Source organism: Micromonospora sp. LOL_025, assembly GCF_048060285.1.
GTDB lineage: Bacteria > Actinomycetota > Actinomycetes > Mycobacteriales > Micromonosporaceae > Micromonospora.
In genome coordinates this window covers 49,763-66,818 of the sequence record NZ_JBHMIR010000033.1, presented here as the reverse complement: position 1 = coordinate 66,818, position 17,056 = coordinate 49,763, and the positions used below count along the sequence as shown (strand labels likewise).

General features: G+C 72.3%; 10 protein-coding genes. 6 read left to right on the top strand and 4 right to left on the bottom strand.

Annotated elements, in window-relative coordinates; genetic code table 11:
• Positions 1-276: 276 nt before the first annotated feature.
• Positions 277-1,653, top strand: a complete 1,377-nt coding sequence (locus tag ACFHW0_RS27545; protein WP_416612215.1) for an FAD-dependent oxidoreductase — start codon at positions 277-279, stop codon at positions 1,651-1,653.
• A gap of 183 nt (positions 1,654-1,836) precedes the next feature.
• On the top strand, positions 1,837-2,232 hold the full coding sequence (locus ACFHW0_RS27540; RefSeq protein WP_416612213.1) for a hypothetical protein: 396 nt from the start codon (positions 1,837-1,839) through the stop codon (positions 2,230-2,232).
• Between the two features lie 135 nt (positions 2,233-2,367).
• Here ACFHW0_RS27540 and ACFHW0_RS27535 read toward each other — a convergent pair whose 3' ends face one another.
• From ACFHW0_RS27535 to ACFHW0_RS27520, 4 genes are all read right to left on the bottom strand, one after another.
• Entirely contained in the window at positions 2,368-3,888 is a 1,521-nt protein-coding gene (locus ACFHW0_RS27535; protein WP_416612212.1) for an FG-GAP-like repeat-containing protein, read from the bottom strand.
• Positions 3,889-3,993: 105 nt separating this feature from the next.
• Positions 3,994-4,989: an alpha/beta hydrolase gene (locus ACFHW0_RS27530; protein ID WP_416612210.1), complete on the bottom strand. Its 996-nt coding sequence runs from the start codon at positions 4,987-4,989 to the stop codon at positions 3,994-3,996.
• Positions 4,990-5,064: 75 nt separating this feature from the next.
• Positions 5,065-7,131: an N-acetylmuramoyl-L-alanine amidase gene (locus tag ACFHW0_RS27525; RefSeq protein ID WP_416612208.1), complete on the bottom strand. Its 2,067-nt coding sequence runs from the start codon at positions 7,129-7,131 to the stop codon at positions 5,065-5,067.
• A gap of 20 nt (positions 7,132-7,151) precedes the next feature.
• Positions 7,152-8,603, bottom strand: a complete 1,452-nt coding sequence (locus tag ACFHW0_RS27520; protein ID WP_416612206.1) for an FG-GAP-like repeat-containing protein — start codon at positions 8,601-8,603, stop codon at positions 7,152-7,154.
• 295 nt (positions 8,604-8,898) lie between these two features.
• Here ACFHW0_RS27520 and ACFHW0_RS27515 point away from each other — a divergent pair, with 295 nt between their 5' ends.
• From ACFHW0_RS27515 to ACFHW0_RS27500, 4 genes are all read left to right on the top strand, one after another.
• Entirely contained in the window at positions 8,899-12,174 is a 3,276-nt protein-coding gene (locus ACFHW0_RS27515; protein ID WP_416612204.1) for a DUF2961 domain-containing protein, read from the top strand.
• Positions 12,174-14,297, top strand: coding sequence for a family 43 glycosylhydrolase (locus ACFHW0_RS27510; protein ID WP_416612202.1), 2,124 nt, complete (start codon positions 12,174-12,176; stop codon positions 14,295-14,297). Before ACFHW0_RS27515 ends, ACFHW0_RS27510 begins: the two co-directional genes overlap by 1 nt.
• A 115-nt stretch (positions 14,298-14,412) precedes the next feature.
• Positions 14,413-15,975, top strand: a complete 1,563-nt coding sequence (locus ACFHW0_RS27505) for a sugar ABC transporter ATP-binding protein (protein ID WP_416612200.1) — start codon at positions 14,413-14,415, stop codon at positions 15,973-15,975.
• The gene (locus ACFHW0_RS27500; protein ID WP_416612198.1) at positions 15,972-17,054 is read left to right on the top strand and encodes an ABC transporter permease; all 1,083 of its coding nucleotides are present in this window, start codon (positions 15,972-15,974) and stop codon (positions 17,052-17,054) included. The genes ACFHW0_RS27505 and ACFHW0_RS27500 overlap by 4 nt, the downstream gene beginning before the upstream one ends.
• Positions 17,055-17,056: the final 2 nt, after the last annotated feature.

The window sequence follows — 17,056 nt, the reverse complement described above, 5'->3', positions numbered from 1 at the left end:
GCGCGGACATGAAGGTGAAGTACAAGGAGACGGCACGCGGCGGACTGGCCGTCAACGTGATCGAGTGCTGAACCGCTGCGGTGCGCGGAGCCGGGCCGTGACGCCGGCACCCGCCGCGTCCCGGCTCGGGGCGGACGCCTGCGCGTCCCCGCTCGGGGCCGATGCCTGTGCGACGATCGTCGGGCGTCGCGCCGACCGGTCCGTTCCGCCGGTCCGCCCACGCACCGGTCTCTGGCAGGCATGCGGGAAGGCAACTCGTACCCCTTGGAGAGCATCATGTCCATGTCCCCGGCCCGGGTCCTCGCCGCGCTGAACGCGGTGCGACCACCCGACCTGGCGTCTCCGGTCATCGGCAGGGCCGTCGTGGTCGGGGGCAGCGTCGCCGGATTGCTGGCGGCCCGCGTGTTGTCCGACTACGCCGAGAGCGTCGTCATCGTCGACCGCGACGATCCAGACGCGACCGGCGGGCGCCCGGGCGTGCCACAGGGGACGCAGCTGCACGCGCTGTTGCCCGGCGGCTTCCTCCAGCTCGAGCACCTGTTCCCCGGCTTCCGCGAGCAGGCCGTGGCCCAGGGGGCGGTCGAGGCGCCGCCGGCGGCCAGGCGGAGCTACCTCGACGGGCGCCTGAAGGTCGTCGTACCCGACGACGCCGACAGCCTGGCGGGCACCCGGCCCCTGTTGGAGGAACTGATCCGCCAGCGGGTGCTGCGGTTGCCCAACGTCAAGACGATCACCGCCCGCGCCACGGGCCTCGTGTGCGACGGCGCCGCCGTCACCGGGGTCCGCTGCGAGGCCGGCGGGACGGCGGGCGTCGAGTCGGGTGACCTGGTGGTGGACGCCATGGGACGATCGAGCAGGCTCTCCGAGTGGTTGGATCAGGCCGGCTGGGAGCGGCCCGACCTGCGGCGGATGACCGTGGACCTCAACTACGCGACCGCGCTGTTCCGCCGCCGGGAGGTGGACCCGCAGGCGACGGTGGTCATGGCACTGCACACTCCGGGGATGTCCTCGGACGTGGCCGGCGCCGCGTTCTTCGCCGTCGAGGACGGCCGGTGGATGGCCATGATGGCCGGCTACGGTGAGAACCGTCCGGGGCGCACCGCGGACGACTTCGTACGCCGGCTGCGCGAGCACTTCCCGCCGGAGTTCGGCGAGGTCGCCGGGAACGAGATGCTCGGCGACGTCCGGACCTACCGCCACGCCGACAGCCGGCGGCGGGACTTCCACGGGTTGAAGCGGCTCCCGGCCGGGCTCGTCAGCGTCGGCGACGCGGTCGCGTCGTTCAACCCGGTGTACGGGCAGGGGATGACGGCGGCGGCCCTGCACGCGGCCTGCCTGTCGACGTACCTGCGGTCGGGCCCGGATCTGGGCGCGCCCGCGCGCCGGTTCTTCGCCCTGCAGAAGGTCGTGGTCGACGTCGCCTGGTCGATGTCGACCTCCGCCGACCTGGCGCTGCCGCACGTCGACGGGCCATACCCGCGCGGCTACCGGCTCTCCAGCTGGGTCAGCAGGCAGATCGTCAGGGCGACCGTCACCGACGTGCCGACCGCGCGGCGCTTCAACGAGGTCGTTTCCCTGCGTGCCCACCCGAACTCGCTGGCCACACCCGGAGTGATCCTGGGCGCGCTGCGCGCCAACCGCCGCGCCCGCTGACCGGGCCCCCGCCGTCGGCGCCCGCGTCGGGGCGGCGCGTCGCGGCGAGCCCTGCCGGGGTGGCCTCTTGCAGCCGCTCACGCCACCTGCAAGACCGCCGCCGGAAGCCGCCGCCGACTCCTACCGTGAGGTCGCGGCGGTCAGGAGGCCGTCGCCTCCCTCCCGGACAGGACGGTAGAACGCATGCGCGCAACCAACCCGACCACCCGGAACCGCTGGCTCGCCTCGCTCACCCTCGCCGCCGCCACCGTGGCCGGTCTCGCCGTACCCCAGCAGGCGCAGGCCGCCGCCGGCGACGTCAGCTACGTCCTGAACCACACCAACGTCCGCGTCTGCGGGTCGGTGCGGCAGATCCAGTGCCCGGACGGGCTGGGCGCCAACGGCGTCAAGGGATCGGTCGTGGGCAACCAGTGGGACCAGACCTGGTGCTGGCGCGACGGCGAGTGGGCCGGCGAGCCGTCCACCAACCGTTGGTTCAAGGTCACCGCGAACACCACCGCCGGCTGGAAGACCGGCTGGGTCAGCGCCGCCCAGGTGCCGGTCCAGGCGTCCGTCCCGTGGTGTTCGAGCTGGAACTGACCCTCCGACCACCGCCGGGCCTCGGTCGGGCGCTGCCAGTTACCGGCTGCGGGCCCCGCTCTTCCCGGCAAGGGAGCGGGGCCCGCAGCTCACGCGGCGAGTCGGGTCACGGCGGTCCCGACAGCGATGCCCGGTTCAGAGGGTGGTTTCGCCGTTGAGGCCGAAGAAGTCGTGCCATTTGGTGCTGGGGTTGAAGGTGGTGCCGGTGGAGAGTCCGACGTAGACGTCGTTGGTGGTGCCTTTGGTGAAGACGATGATGTCGTCTTTGTTGTCGCCGTTGACGTCGGCGAGGTAGGGGAATTCGCCGGTGAGGCAGAAGAAGTCGTGCCATTTGATGGTGGTGCCGGTGAAGGATGTGCCGGTGGAGGTGGCGGCGTAGACGTCGGCGTTGGTGTTGCAGGTGAAGGTGACGATGTCGTCGCGTCCGTCGCCGTTGATGTCGCCGACGCGGGGTTGTTCGGTGCCGACGGCGAAGAGGTCGTGCCATTTTTGGGGTGGGCCGAAGGTGGTGCCGGTGGAGAGGGCGATGATGACGTCGGAGGCGGTGTGGGGGCCTTGGGTGAAGGTGATGATGTCGTCTTTGCCGTCGCCGTTGACGTCGCCGAGGGCGGGGTGTTCGCCGGGGATGGAGAAGTAGTCGTGCCATTTGACGGCGGTTCCGGTGAAGGTGGTGCCGGTGGAGAGGGCGACGTAGACGTCGGCGTTGGTGTCGTGGGTGAAGGTGATGATGTCGTCGCGGCCGTCGCCGTTGACGTCGCCGACTGCGGCGACTTCGTTGTGGGGGGCGAACCAGTCGTGCCATTTGGTGCTGGTGGTGAAGCCGGTGCCGGTGGAGAGTGAGACGTGGACGTCGGCGAGGGTGCCGTGGGTGAAGGCGACGATGTCGTCGCGGTTGTCGCCGTTGAAGTCTCCGGTGAGCAGTGTTTCGCCGTTGAGGCCGAAGAAGTCGTTCCATTTGATGGAGGTGCCGGCGAAGTTGGTGCCGGTGGAGGTGGAGACGTAGACGTCGTTGAGGGTGCCCTGGGTGAAGGCGACGATGTCGTCGCGGCCGTCGCCGGTGAAGTCCGTGGGCGAACCCGCCAGATACCGGCCACCCGTCGGCGACGTACCGCAGTTGTCGCTGACCAGGTACTTCTGGTGGTACTGGCCGGGATACGGCGCCAGCGACGTCCCGTTGATCACGATCGTCTGTCCCACGCCGTTGTAGAGCTGTTCGTAGTGGATGTGCGGCCCCGACGAGTTGCCGGTGCTGCCCGTGGTGCCGATCTGCTGGCCCTGCTGCACGTACGCCCCGTCGGGCACCGAGTAGGTGCTGAGGTGGAAGTAGTAGGTGGTCCAGCCGCCGCCGTGGTCGATGACGATGTAGTTGCCGGCGCCGTTGGGCTGCGAGTACCGCCGGGCGACGCCCGCCGCGGAGGCGACCTGCGGCGTGCCCGCGGTGGCGCCTCCGTCGGCCCGCACGAAGTCCAGGGCCTGCCGGACCTCTGCGCTGTGGTGGTCGTAGGTCCACCGCTGCCCGCACGGGAACGGGGCCTTGAAGTTCGGTGCGGCGAGCGCGGGGGACGATGTCGCCACCGCGCCGGTCAGGACGCCCACCGCCAGGGTGAGCAGGGCGGCCAGGACGCGACGCGCCCCGGTCCTCGGATGCCGTGACATGGGGGACTCCCGTCAGGGAAGGCTCGGATGGGCTGGGCGGGGAACGACGACGCGCCGCCGGCCGCGACGGGTGTCCGCGGCGGCGGCGCGTCGTACGACGAGGGGTCAGCCGGCGCGGCGCAGGCGTCCGAGCATCCCGTTGAGATCCTGGACGAAGATCTCGTGGCGGAAGTAGTGGCCGCCGGGGACCTCCCGCCACTCGTGCGGGATGCCGGCCCGGCCCAGGGCCGCCCGGAATTCGCGCTGACCGGCCAGCACCTGCGTCTCGTTGACGTAGTCGAACCAGTTGATCGGGTCGGGCGAGGTGCCGGCGACCAGGAAGATGCGCTTGTTGCGGTAGCTCTCGATGCGCTGGACCGGGTTGTCGGCGGTGACCCGCGCCTCGTCCCACAGCGGCGCGCCGTAGACGGTGCCGCCGCCGAGGTCCATCGCGGCCGAGGTGGTGTTGGCCCAGTGCACGACCAGGCCGAAGTCGCGGCGCAGGCTGGCCGGTCCGGAGTGGGAACTGACCGAGCAGAAGTGGCCGTAGTACTTCGCGGTGTACTTCAGGGCGCCGAACCCGCCCATCGAGAAGCCGGCGACGGCGCGGCCGTTGTACTCGGCGAAGGTGCGGAAGTTCGACTCGATCCAGGGCAGCAGCTGCGCGATGTGGAAGGTCTCCCAGTTGCGGGGACCGGTGTTGCTGTGGACCGGGTTCGAGTACCAGCCGGTGGAGGCGTCCGGCATGACGACGATGATCTCCCTGCCGGCGGTCAGGTTGATGATGTTGTCCTGCATGTGGAAGGTCCGGAAGTCGGCCGCCCCGCCGTGCAGCAGGTACAGCACCGGGTAGCGCTTGCCGCTGGTGTGGTAGCCGTCGGGCAGCAGGACGTTGACCGCCGGGTCCCACTCGATGGCGTCGGTGGCGAACCGGTAGTACTGCAGGCGGCCACCGTTCTCGTTGCGGTCGACGATGCGCAGGCCGTGGCCGTCGCGGGCCGCGGACGCGGGCAGCGGCGCGGCGAGGGCGCCGGCGAACGTGCCGGCGGCGGCGACTCCCGCGGCGCCGGTCAGGAGCCGCCGGCGGCTGACGGGCCGGCGGGCGGCAGGGGTGTTGTCCATGGATCCTCCATCGGGTGAGACCGCGCCGGGCGGACGACAGCTGCGGCGCGGGGCTTGCTGTCTACGCGGGACGGTTCAGAGGGTGGTTTCGCCGTTGAGGCCGAAGAAGTCGTGCCATTTGGTGCTGGGGTTGAAGGTGGTGCCGGTGGAGAGTCCGACGTAGACGTCGTTGGTGGTGCCTTTGGTGAAGACGATGATGTCGTCTTTGTTGTCGCCGTTGACGTCGGCGAGGTAGGGGAATTCGCCGGTGAGGCAGAAGAAGTCGTGCCATTTGATGGTGGTGCCGGTGAAGGATGTGCCGGTGGAGGTGGCGGCGTAGACGTCGGCGTTGGTGTTGCAGGTGAAGGTGACGATGTCGTCGCGTCCGTCGCCGTTGATGTCGCCGACGCGGGGTTGTTCGGTGCCGACGGCGAAGAGGTCGTGCCATTTTTGGGGTGGGCCGAAGGTGGTGCCGGTGGAGAGGGCGATGATGACGTCGGAGGCGGTGTGGGGGCCTTGGGTGAAGGTGATGATGTCGTCTTTGCCGTCGCCGTTGACGTCGCCGAGGGCGGGGTGTTCGCCGGGGATGGAGAAGTAGTCGTGCCATTTGACGGCGGTTCCGGTGAAGGTGGTGCCGGTGGAGAGGGCGACGTAGACGTCGGCGTTGGTGTCGTGGGTGAAGGTGATGATGTCGTCGCGGCCGTCGCCGTTGACGTCGCCGACTGCGGCGACTTCGTTGTGGGGGGCGAACCAGTCGTGCCATTTGGTGCTGGTGGTGAAGCCGGTGCCGGTGGAGAGTGAGACGTGGACGTCGGCGAGGGTGCCGTGGGTGAAGGCGACGATGTCGTCGCGGTTGTCGCCGTTGAAGTCTCCGGTGAGCAGTGTTTCGCCGTTGAGGCCGAAGAAGTCGTTCCATTTGATGGAGGTGCCGGCGAAGTTGGTGCCGGTGGAGGTGGAGACGTAGACGTCGTTGAGGGTGCCCTGGGTGAAGGCGACGATGTCGTCGCGGCCGTCGCCGGTGAAGTCCGTGGGCGAACCCGCCAGATACCGGCCACCGGACCCGCCGCCCGCGTTGACCAGCGAGATGTAGTGGTTCCAGTTCCAGTGCGGACCCGGGTCGGTGTGGTCGTTGCCCGGCAGCTCGTGATGGCCCCTGATCGCGGTGCGGTTCTTCGGCAGGCCGTACTTGTCGCAGAGGTAGCGGGTCAGCGCGGCCGACGAGCGGTACATGGACTCGGTGAACCAGCTCGGGTTGTCGACGAAGCCCTCGTGCTCGATGCCCACCGAGTACGGGTTGGCCGACCGCGCGTGGTAGGCGGTGTCGCCCTCGCGCACCATCTGGGTGATCTCGCCGTTGCTCGACTTCACCACGTAGTGCGCGCTCACTCCCGCCGACGGGTTCTGGAACCAGCTCACCGTGCCGGCGTACGAGCCCTGGGTCACGTGCACCACGACCGTGGTGATCCGCGAGGAGCGACCCGCCGCGTAGTTGCCGCCGTACGCCGAGATCCACCGGGCCGGCGCGTACTCCGGCACCGCCGCGGCGAGGGCGGCCGGTGCGGCCGTCCCGGCGGCGGCGACGCGGGCGTAGCGGCCGAGTTCCGGCTGCACCCGCCGGGGCGCGACCCGCACGGAGGGCGCGGTGATGCCGTCGCGCAGGAGGTCGTAGACGTGGTCGGCGTACAGGCGGGCCGTCGCGTCGTCGACGGCGTGCGCGTACCGCGCGACCACCGGATACCAGGCGGAGATCCGGTCCCGGTCGGCGGCCGTGAGCCGCTCGGCGTCGGCGATGTCCCGCAGGAGGGCGGCGCCGCCCCTGATGTTGGCCGAGGTCACCGACCTCAGGGCGGCCACCGGCTGCCCGGTCAGCTCGGCCGCCCGCTCCAGGCTGCGCTGCCGGGGATTGCTGACCAGGTGCATGACGCCGTAGCCGTTGGCCTGGCTGGGCCGCCCCTCGTGCCCGTCGAGCCGGGTCTCGCCGTAGCCGACGGCGACCAGCAGGTCCCTGGGCACGTCGAACTCGCCGGCCGCCCGGGTGAAGGCCGTGTCCAGTGGCCCGGTGGGCCCGGCCGGCGCGGCGGTGGCCGGCGCGACGGGGCTCAGTAGCGCCGCCGCGAGGACGGCGGCGGCGCCCCCGCGCCAGGAGAGTCTGCTGGGTCTCATGGTGGTCTCCCGTCCGCGGGTCACAGGGTGGTCTCGCCGTTCAGGCCGAAGAAGTCGTGCCACTTGGCGCTGGCACCGAAGCCGGTGCCGGTGGAGAGTCCGACGTAGACGTCGTTGGTGGCACCCTTGGTGAAGACGACGATGTCGTCCCTGCCGTCGCCGTCGACGTCGGCCAGGTAGGGGAACTCGCCGGCGAGGCAGAAGAAGTCGTGCCACTTGACGGTGGTGCCGGCGAAGGACGTGCCGGTGGAGGTGGCGGCGTAGACGTCGGCGTTGGCGTCGCAGGTGAAGGTGACGATGTCGTCCTTGCCGTCGCCGTCGACGTCGCCGACGCGGGGCAGCTCGGCGCCCACGGCGAACAGGTCGTGCCACTTCCGGGAGGCGCCGAAGGCGCTGCCGGTGGAGAGGGCGACGATGACGTCGGAGGCGGTGTTGGGGCCCTGGGTGAAGGTGATGATGTCGTCGCGGCCGTCGCCGTCGACGTCGCCCAGGGCCGGGTACTCCCCGGCGATGGAGAAGTACTCGTGCCACTTCACGGCGGTCCCGGCGAACGAGGACCCGGTGGACAGCGCCACGTACACGTCGCCGGCCGCGTTGTGGGTGAACGCGACGATGTCGGCGCGGCCGTCGCCGTTGACGTCGCCGACCGCGCCGATCTCCGCGCCGGGGGCGAACCAGTCGTGCCACTTCTGGCCGCCGCCGAAGCTGGTGCCGTTCGACAGCGCCACGTACACGTCGCCGGTGTTGCCGTGCGCGAAGGTGACGACGTCGTCCCTGCCGTCGCCGTCGACGTCGCCGGTCGAGGCCGTCTCGCCGCCGATGGAGAAGAAGTCGTTCCACTTCACCGAGGTCCCGGCGAAGCCCGCGCCCGTGGACGTGCTGACGTAGACGTCGGCGAGGGCGTTCTGGGTGAAGCTGACGATGTCGTCGCGCCCGTCGCCGCTGACGTCGGTGGCGGACCCGCCGGCGATGGCGTGGGTCCGTGCCGCCTCGTTGAGCAGGGTCCGCGCCTTGGTCGCCACCTGGTCGTAGCGGTCGGGGAAGCCGGAGCGCTGCACACACTGGGCGACCTGACCGGCGGTGTAGCGGGGGTTGTTCCGGTCGCAGACGATCGCGCGGGTGATGTACTGCGTGCTGGCGTAGACCGGGTCCATGATCTGCTCCGGTGTGCCCCAGCCGTAGTCCCACCGTTGCTGGAAGACCCCGAGCGAGGACTTGTCGCCGCACGGCAGGTTGTTCATGTGCGACTCGACCCAGCCGGCCTCGAACGCGGACAGCATGACCTTGTCGTTGACGTTGTGGGCCCGGGCGACCCGGTAGACGATCACGCTGATCGCGGGGTCGTGGTTGGCGGGGATGGAGGAACAGGCCAGCGTGCCGATTGGAGCGTCGGCCTGCGCCGGCGCGGTCGCCACGACCGACGCGAGCGCGGTGCAGAGGCCGACCAGCAGGGCGAGGGGGGTACGTCTCACGATGCTCCTCTGAGGGGTGTCAGCGGTGCGGCGAGCGGTTCCGCCACGGAGGTGCGCTGCCGCCAGGAGGGCCGCCGGGGCTGACGGATGCGCCGCCGCGTCGACACCTCCTCGTCGGTGGGAAATCGATTGCCGAGGAGTATCGCCAGGACCCCGACGACTGTCAATGCGTCCTGGAATCTTCCTTCGGCAACTGAGCGGTGGCGGTAAAGTATTGACATCTCGCGATGTCCCCCGGTTAACTCCCGAGCAATCGATTTCTCGCGGCTCCGACGGTCACCCTGGAGGGACATCCATGAAGCCCCACCTCCGCCGCTGGCTGGCTCTGGCCGCGGCGCTGGCGACCATGATCCCTCCGACGGCGGCGCACGCCGTCGGGCCCGCCCCGACCCCGCGCGGTGCCGGGGCGCTCGCCGTGGCCGACGACAAGGGCCCGGTCGGCTGGGACGTCTACCGCCGTCTCGACCGGCTGCCCGAGCTGGCCGCCGGCAGCCGCACCCGGCAGTTCTCCAGCTTCGCCCGGGACGGCTCCAACGACGACGGTTTCGTCGGCACCTACTCGTGCCTGCGCCAGTCCGGCGGCTGCGTCATCGCCGAGGACCGCGGAGCCGGCGAGGTGCAGTCGATCTGGTTCACCCGCGACGACGGCAACGTCAGCGCCACCGGCTGGATCCGCGTCGAACTCGACGGCGTCACGGTCGTCGACACCAGCCTCCAGCGCCTCGTCGACGGTGGCCTCGGCCACCCGTTCGTGTTCCCGCTGGTCACCAACGCCGACCAGACCTCCGGCGGGGTCACCGTCAAGGTCCCCATGCCCTACCGCGAGTCCATGCGGATCACCACCCAGTTCAACCCGCTCTTCCACCACGTCACCTACCGCACGTTCGCCGACGCGGTCGGCGTGTCCACGTTCGACCCCACCGACCCCGCCACCGACGTGGTGGAGAAGCTGCGCGCCGCCGGCCAGCGCGACCCGAAGCCGAGCCAGCCCGGCGCGAGCACCAGGACCGCCCGGGTCGACGTCCCGGCGGGCGGGCAGGCGACACTCGCCACGCTCACCGGTCCCGCCGCGGTCACGGCGTTGCGGCTCCGGCTGCCCGACGCCGCGGCCACCGCCTCGACGCTGTCGGGCCTGCGGCTGCGAATCACCTTCGACGGGCGGAGCACGGTCGACAGCCCGGTGGGCGAGTTCTTCGGCGCCGGCCTGGGCGAGCGTTCCGTCCGCTCCCTGATGTTCGCCATGGACTCCGCGCCGGGCGGCTGGTACAGCGCCTGGTGGCCGATGCCGTTCCGCTCCACCGCGACGGTGTCGGTCACCAACACCACCGGCGCCCCCGTCAACGGCGTCCAGGCGGAGGTGACCACGGCGCCGGGCACCGCCTGGACCGGCGCGCTCGCCCCCGACGGCGCCGCCGGCTACTTCACCACCCAGTCCCGCCGCGCGGAGACGGTGGGGGGCAGCGACTGGATCGTCGCCGAGCAGGCCGGCCGGGGACGCTTCGTCGGCGTGTCCCAGACCGCCCGCGGCCACATCATCGGCGGCAACACCCGCAACTACCTGGAGGGCGACGAGCGCGTCCACGTCGACGGCTCGCCCACGCCGCAGATCTACGGCACCGGCACCGAGGACTTCTACGAGTCCGGGTGGTACTTCAACCGTGGCGAGTACAGCGGCGCCTTCACCGGCAACACCGCCCACCTGTTCCGCTCCGGCGGCTGCGCCGACGAGTGCGACGCCATGTACCGGCTGATGATCGGCGACGCGGTGCCCTACGCCACGGCGCTGCGTTTCGGCATCGAGCACGGCCCCGCCAACGACATGCCGGCGAACTACGCCTCGACCGCCTTCCTCTACACCCAGCCGACCGTCGCCCTGCGCCGCACCGACACGCTGGTCTCCGGCGACGCGGCCAGCCGCGCCGCGCACGCGTACACCGACTCCGGGACCCAGTACCCGCTGACCAGCCCGTACGAGGGCGACGACGACAACGTCGCCGTCACCGGCCAGGTCCGCGCCACCGGCGGCGCCGCCAGCTTCCGGCTCGCCGTCGACCCCGCCAACCAGGGCGTACGGCTGCGCCGGCACGGCGACCAGGCCGGCGCGTACCAGCAGGTCGCCGTGTCGGTCGACGGCAGGCCGGCCGGGGTGTGGCGCCAACCGCTGGGCAACGACCGGCAGCGCTGGTCGGCCGACGAGTTCGTCCTCCCGGCCGCGCTGACCGCCGGACGGTCGACGGTCACCGTCACCCTCACCCCGGCGGCCGGCGCCCCGGCCTGGACGGCGGCCCGGTACGAGGCCGACAGCATGGTCCCCCCGTTCCTCGACGCCACCGCCCCGGGCGCGGTCACCGGGCTCGGCCTGGCCGGCGGTCGGGTGCACGCCCTCGGCCTGTCCTGGTCGTCGTCGCCGGACGACGTGGGAGTCGCCAGCTACCGGGTCTACGCCTCGCGCAACCCCGGCGTCGCGGTCACCCCCGCCAACCTGGTGGGCACGACCAGGACGACCACCTTCCGGCACGGTCCGCTGCCGGCCGGACAGACCCGCCACTACCGGGTCGTCGCGGTCGACGGCGCCGGCAACAGCTCCGCGCCCTCGGCCGAGGTGTCGGCCACCACCCGCACCCGCAACACCAGCGACGCCAACGGTGACCGCCGCGACGACGCCGTCGCGTTCACCCGGGGCAGCACCGCCGACGTGACCACGTCGGTGTCGGACGGCACCAGGTTCGTGCCGGACGCCCGGACCTGGAACGACTTCTTCGCCGTCGGCCAGGAGGTCCCGTTCACCGGCGACGTCGACGGCGACGGGCGGGCCGACATCATCACCTTCACCCGCGGCGACAGCGCCGACGTCTACGTGGGGCTCTCCACCGGTACGACCTACGCCGCCGGGGCCAAGTGGCACGACTTCTTCGCCACCGGCACGGAGGTCCCCGCGGTCGGCGACGTCAACGGCGACGGGCGCACGGACATCATCACCTTCACCCGGGGCGGCGCCGGCGACGTGTACGTGGCGCTGTCGACCGGCAGCGGCTTCGGCCCCGGCGTCAAGTGGCACGACCACTTCGCGCTCGGCGACGAACTGCCGGCGGTGGGCGACGTCGACGGCGACGGGCGCGACGACGTCGTGACGTTCACCCGGGGCACCACCGGCGACGTGTTCGTCTCCCTCTCCGACGGCACCCGGTTCGTCGAGGACGGCTGGAAGTGGCACGACTCGCTCGCGCTCGGCGACCAACTGCCGGCGCTGGGCGACGTCGACGGCGACGGGCGCGACGACGTCGTGACGTTCGCCCGGGGCACCACCGGCGACGTGTTCGTGGCGCTCTCCGACGGCACGCGGTTCGTCGCGCAGGCCGGCAGGTGGCACGACTGGTTCGCGGTGGGCGACGAGCTGCCCGGCATCGGTGACTTCAACGGAGACGGAAGGGCGGACGTGGTGACGTACACCCGGGGGACCAGAGCGGACACGTACGTGGCGCTGTCGACCGGCGGCGGCTTCGGTGCCGGCGTCCGGTGGCACGACCAGTTCGCGCCCGGCACCGACCTGCCCCGCCCGAGCGTGTCGTGATGCGCGCGCCCCGGATGCTCGCGGTGCTCCTGCTCGGCGCCGCCCTGGTGACCGTTCCAACCGGACCGGCCGCCGCGGAGGACGTCGTACGGGCCGAGGCGGAGTCGCTGGCGGTGACCTCGTCCACCGCCCCGGTCGAGGCGCAGGCCAACTGCTGCGGGGTCGCCTGGTCGGCCGGCCGCCAGCTGTGGCTGCGCGCCGCCCGGGCGGGGGACTCGGTCACCGTGTCGCTGCCGCCGGTGCCGGCCGGGCAGTACGACATCGGCGGCGTGCTCACCCGCGCCGCCGACTACGGCACCCTGCGCTTCGCCGTCGACGGCGTGGCCGTCGGGCAGCTCTTCGACGGCTACGCCCCGACCGTGCGGCGCGTCGAGGCCGTACCGCTGGGATCGGCCTCGCTCACCGCCGGCACCCACCGGCTGACGGTGACCGTGACCGGCCGGTCCGCGTCCTCGACCGGCTTCCTCGCCGGCCTGGACACGGTCACCCTGCGCCGCGTCGGCCCGCTGGCGGCGGTCACCACCACGCCGTACGAGACGGTGGCTGAGACGCCGGCGCGGGGGCCGCTGACCCGGGTCTACGACCCGGGCGTGGGGGAGCCGACGGCGTGGTACTACAACGACCACACGATCGTGCGCGACCAGCGGACCGGGCTGTGGCACGCCTTCGCCATCGCCCACGCGGAGCCCGGCGCGCCCCAGGACGAGAAGAGTTTCGGCCACGCCACGGCGCCCACGCCCACCGGGCCGTGGACGAAGCAACGACCGGCGCTGACGGCCGACCCGGCGAGGGGTGAACAGTGGATCTGGGCGCCCCACGTCGTTTACGACCAGGGCGTTTACCACATGTTCTACGCCGCCGGCAGCCCCGACTACGCGAACTACCGGATGCACCTGGCCACCTCGACCGACCTGTTCACCTGGACCCGCAGCCCGGCCAACCCGCTGTTCACCGACGGTTGGGAGGGGCGCGACCCGATGGTGACCCGGGTCGGCGACCGGTGGGTCATGTACTACACGGCGACCTCCGACCCGCAGGGCGGCAACCACGTGGTCGCGTACCGCACCAGCACCGACCTGCGGACGTGGAGCGGGCGGGGCGTCGCGTACGCGTCGCCGCACACCGGCCGGGCGGCCGGGCAGACGGAGTCGCCGTTCGTGGTGCGCCGGGGGGACTGGTGGTACCTCTTCGTCTGCTGCGACGGCACCGACTACGGCGCGGCGTACCGGCGCACCGCCGTCTACCGCAGCCGCGACCCCCTGCGCTTCGACGGGGCGGAGAAGGTGACCGTGCTCGACGCGCACGCCGCGGAGGTCGTGGTGGACGGGGGGAACTGGTACCTCAGCCACGCCGGCTGGGGCCAGGGCGGGCTGTGGCTCGCCCCGCTGACCTGGTCCAGTCAGGTCGTCGCCCGCGGCTACCAGGTGAGCACCGGCTTCCTGCGCGCCGACGTGCGCACCTGGCCGCACACCCGGATCGCGTCCCTGGCGGTCGACCCGGCGGGCGCGGGGGCGCACCGGCCGGCGCTGGACTCGTCGCACCGGGGGACCGGGCCCTACCTGGCGGTCGGTCGCTTCGACGTCACGGACCGGGCGGGCCCGCCGGCCCGGGTGGACGTCTCCGCCGACGGTTCCCGGATCAACCTGGTCGGCATGCGGATGGGCGACGAGCCCGTCACGGCCGACTGGCTGCTGACGGTGGCGCCCCGCTGGACCGGACCGGCGTTGCAGAGCGACGTCATCTGGTCGGTGACGGGCCCGACGACCGCGCCGGTGTGGGAGGTGGCGTTCAACGTCGACGGTGCCCTGCCGGCGGTCGGTGATCCCGCCGTGGCGGCCCGGCCGACCGGCGACGTGCCGGGGATGCCGACGTGGTCGATGACCTCCGGTGCGGGTCTGTCCCTCGTGGCCGCCCACCGCTGGGCCTCGGCATGGCGCGGGGACAACACCTGGTACGACGCCGGTCACGCGATGGCGGCCTGGCAGCCGCTGTGGCGCAACGGGGGCACCGCGTGGCCGGCGGGGTCGTACCCGGGTGGGACGTGGCGGTTCGCCGCCAGCGGGACGGCGCGGGACACCGCGTTCGCCGAGACCGTCCACGCGGCCGTCAACGCCGTGCCGTGAGCGGCCGTACCGGTGCGGGTCGGGCGGCCCGGCCCGGACCGGGGGCCTTGACAGCAATTAGACGCTCCTCTATGTTTCGCCAGAAATCGATTTCCGATCTCCCTCGGAGGCCCGCATGAGCGACCAGGTCATCGTCGCCATGTCCGGCATCGCCAAGCGCTTCGGCGGCGTGCACGCCCTGCGCGGCGTGGACCTCACCCTGTCCGCCGGCGAGGTGCACGCCCTGTTGGGGGAGAACGGGGCCGGCAAGTCGACCTTGATCAACATTCTGTCCAGCGTCGTCACCGACTACGACGGGGAGATCTCGATCGGCGGTGCGCCCGCGCGCTTCGCCGGCCCGGCCGCCGCCCAGGCCGCCGGCATCGCCACCATCCACCAGGAACTCGACCTGGTGCCCGCGCTCTCCGTGGCCGAGAACCTCGTGCTCAGCCGGGAGCCGCGCACCCGGCTGCGGACGCTCGACCGGCGGGCGATGACCCGCGCCGCCCGGGACTGGCTGGGCCCGCTCGGCGCGCAGATCGATCCGCGCCGGCCCGTCGGTTCGCTGCGCGTCGGCGAGCAGCAACTCGTCGAGATCGCCAAGGCACTCTCCCTCGACGCCCGCGTGCTCATCATGGACGAGCCGACCGCCGCGCTCGCCGACGCCGAGGTGCGGCGGCTGATGTCCACCATCCGCGCGCTGCGCGGGCGCGGCGTGGCCGTCGTCTACATCTCCCACCGGCTCGAGGAGATCGAGCACATCGCCGACCGGGCCACCGTCCTGCGCAACGGCGAGGTGGCCGGCACGCTGCGCCCGGACCGCGCCGACCGGCAAAAGATCATCACGCTGATGGTCGGCCGCCCGGCCGAGGCGCTGTTCGGCGCGGGATCCGGCGGCGCCGGCGCGGCGAACCCCGCCGGGCCCGCCGTGCTGGAGGTCGACGACCTCGCCGTGCGGCCCCGAGGCAGCCGGCCCGGACGCTGCGAACCCGCCGGCGTCAGCCTCACCGTCCGCGCCGGGGAGATCGTCGGCCTGGCCGGCCTGATGGGGGCGGGTCGCACCGAACTGCTGGAGACCCTGTACGGCGCGGGCCCGCCCGGTCGCCGCAGCGGCGTGGTCCGGCTGGCCGGCCGCCCGTACGCCCCACGGGGCCCCCGGTCCGCGCTGCGCGCCGGCGTCGGCTTCGTCCCGGAGGACCGCCGCCGCTCCGCCCTGGTGCTGGAGCACCCCGTCGGCCGCAGCATCGTGCTGGCCGCCCTGCGCCGGCTCAGCACCGCCGGGGTCGTCCGCAGCGGACGAGAGCGCGACGCCGTACGCCAGCAGGTCGCCGCCCTGGCGATCAAGACGTCGTCGGCCGCCGCGCCGGTCGGCTCGCTCTCCGGCGGCAACCAGCAGAAGGTCGTCTTCGCCCGGCACCTGCTCACCCGCCCCCGCCTGCTGCTGCTCGACGAGCCGACCCGTGGGGTCGACGTCGGCGCCAAGGCGGAGATCTACCGGCTGCTGCGCCGGCTCGCCGACGACGGGATGGGCATCCTGCTCGCCTCGTCGGAGCTGCCCGAACTGACCGGCGTCTGCGACCGGATCGTGGTCCTGCGGCGCGGGCGGGCCGTCGCGGAGCTCCCGGCCGGCGGGTGCACCGGCGAGGACATCCTGACCGCGGCCACGGGCGGCACGGCCGCCGGAAGGGACGACCGATGACCCACCTGCGCGCCCCGGACCAGGGGCCCGGCACGCCGCTCGCACCGGCCGGCGGCGGCCCGGCGGCCGGCGTCGGCCGGTGGCGGCGGCCCGGCGGCCGGGGCGACCTCGTCGAGCGGCTCTTCGCCGTGCAGAGCCTCTTCGCGCTGCTGCTGGTGTTCGTGCTGGCCATCGCCGTGTCGCCCCGCCGCAACGGCGAGATCCTGTTCCTGTCCACGGAGAACCTCGGCAACATCGTCCGCGCGGTGTCCGAGATCGGGATCATCGCGATCGGCATGACGTTCGTCGTCCTGCTCGGCGGCATCGACCTCTCCGTGGGCGCCATCCTCGGCCTGTCCGCCGTCGGCACCGCGACGCTGATGGTCGACTCCGGGCTCGGCATCCTGCCCGCGGTCACCGTCGTCCTGCTGATCGGCGCCCTCTTCGGTGCGTTGCAGGGCTACGCGACGGCCCGGCTCGGCATCCAGTCGTTCATCGTCACCCTCGCGGGACTCCAGGTCGCGCGCGGCCTCGCCCGGATCTGGTCGGGCGGGCTCGGCATCCCGATCGCCTACGGCGACGGCCCGCAGGAGGCACCTCCGGCGTTCGAGATCCTCAACGGCACCGTCAACGGGGTGCTGCCCGTCCCGGCGGTGCTGTTCATCGGCATCGGCGTGGCCGCGATCGTCGTGCTGCGCAAGACGGCGTTCGCCCGCCACGTCTACGCCATCGGCGGCAACGAGAAGGCCGCCCGGCTCTCGGGCGTGCCCGTGCTGCGGGTGAAGGTCGCGGTCTTCGCGATCGCGGGCCTGCTCGCCGCGGTGGCCGGCATCATCCACGCCGGGCAGCTCAACCAGGGCAGCCCCAACGACGGCGCCGGCTACGAACTGGACGCCATCGCCGCGGTGGTCATCGGCGGCACCAGCCTGGCCGGGGGCACCGGCTCGATGGGCGGCACGCTCGCCGGGGCGCTGCTGCTCGGCATCCTCAACAACATCCTCGCGCTCAACAACATCGACGCCAACGTGCAGCTACTGATCAAGGGACTGGTGATCGTGGCCGCCGCCGGGCTGCAGAAGCTACGCCGCAGCATCGTCTGAAC

Excerpts from the sequence above, each read along its gene's own strand:
- ACFHW0_RS27540 (WP_416612213.1), top strand. The coding sequence starts at position 1,837 with ATGCGCGCAACCAACCCGACCACCCGGAACCGCTGGCTCGCCTCGCTC.
- ACFHW0_RS27530 (WP_416612210.1), bottom strand. The coding sequence starts at position 4,989 with ATGGACAACACCCCTGCCGCCCGCCGGCCCGTCAGCCGCCGGCGGCTC.
- ACFHW0_RS27515 (WP_416612204.1), top strand. The coding sequence starts at position 8,899 with ATGAAGCCCCACCTCCGCCGCTGGCTGGCTCTGGCCGCGGCGCTGGCG.
- ACFHW0_RS27510 (WP_416612202.1), top strand. The coding sequence starts at position 12,174 with ATGCGCGCGCCCCGGATGCTCGCGGTGCTCCTGCTCGGCGCCGCCCTG.
- ACFHW0_RS27535 (WP_416612212.1), bottom strand. The coding sequence starts at position 3,888 with ATGTCACGGCATCCGAGGACCGGGGCGCGTCGCGTCCTGGCCGCCCTG.
- ACFHW0_RS27525 (WP_416612208.1), bottom strand. The coding sequence starts at position 7,131 with ATGAGACCCAGCAGACTCTCCTGGCGCGGGGGCGCCGCCGCCGTCCTC.
- ACFHW0_RS27500 (WP_416612198.1), top strand. The coding sequence starts at position 15,972 with ATGACCCACCTGCGCGCCCCGGACCAGGGGCCCGGCACGCCGCTCGCA.
- ACFHW0_RS27545 (WP_416612215.1), top strand. The coding sequence starts at position 277 with ATGTCCATGTCCCCGGCCCGGGTCCTCGCCGCGCTGAACGCGGTGCGA.
- ACFHW0_RS27505 (WP_416612200.1), top strand. The coding sequence starts at position 14,413 with ATGAGCGACCAGGTCATCGTCGCCATGTCCGGCATCGCCAAGCGCTTC.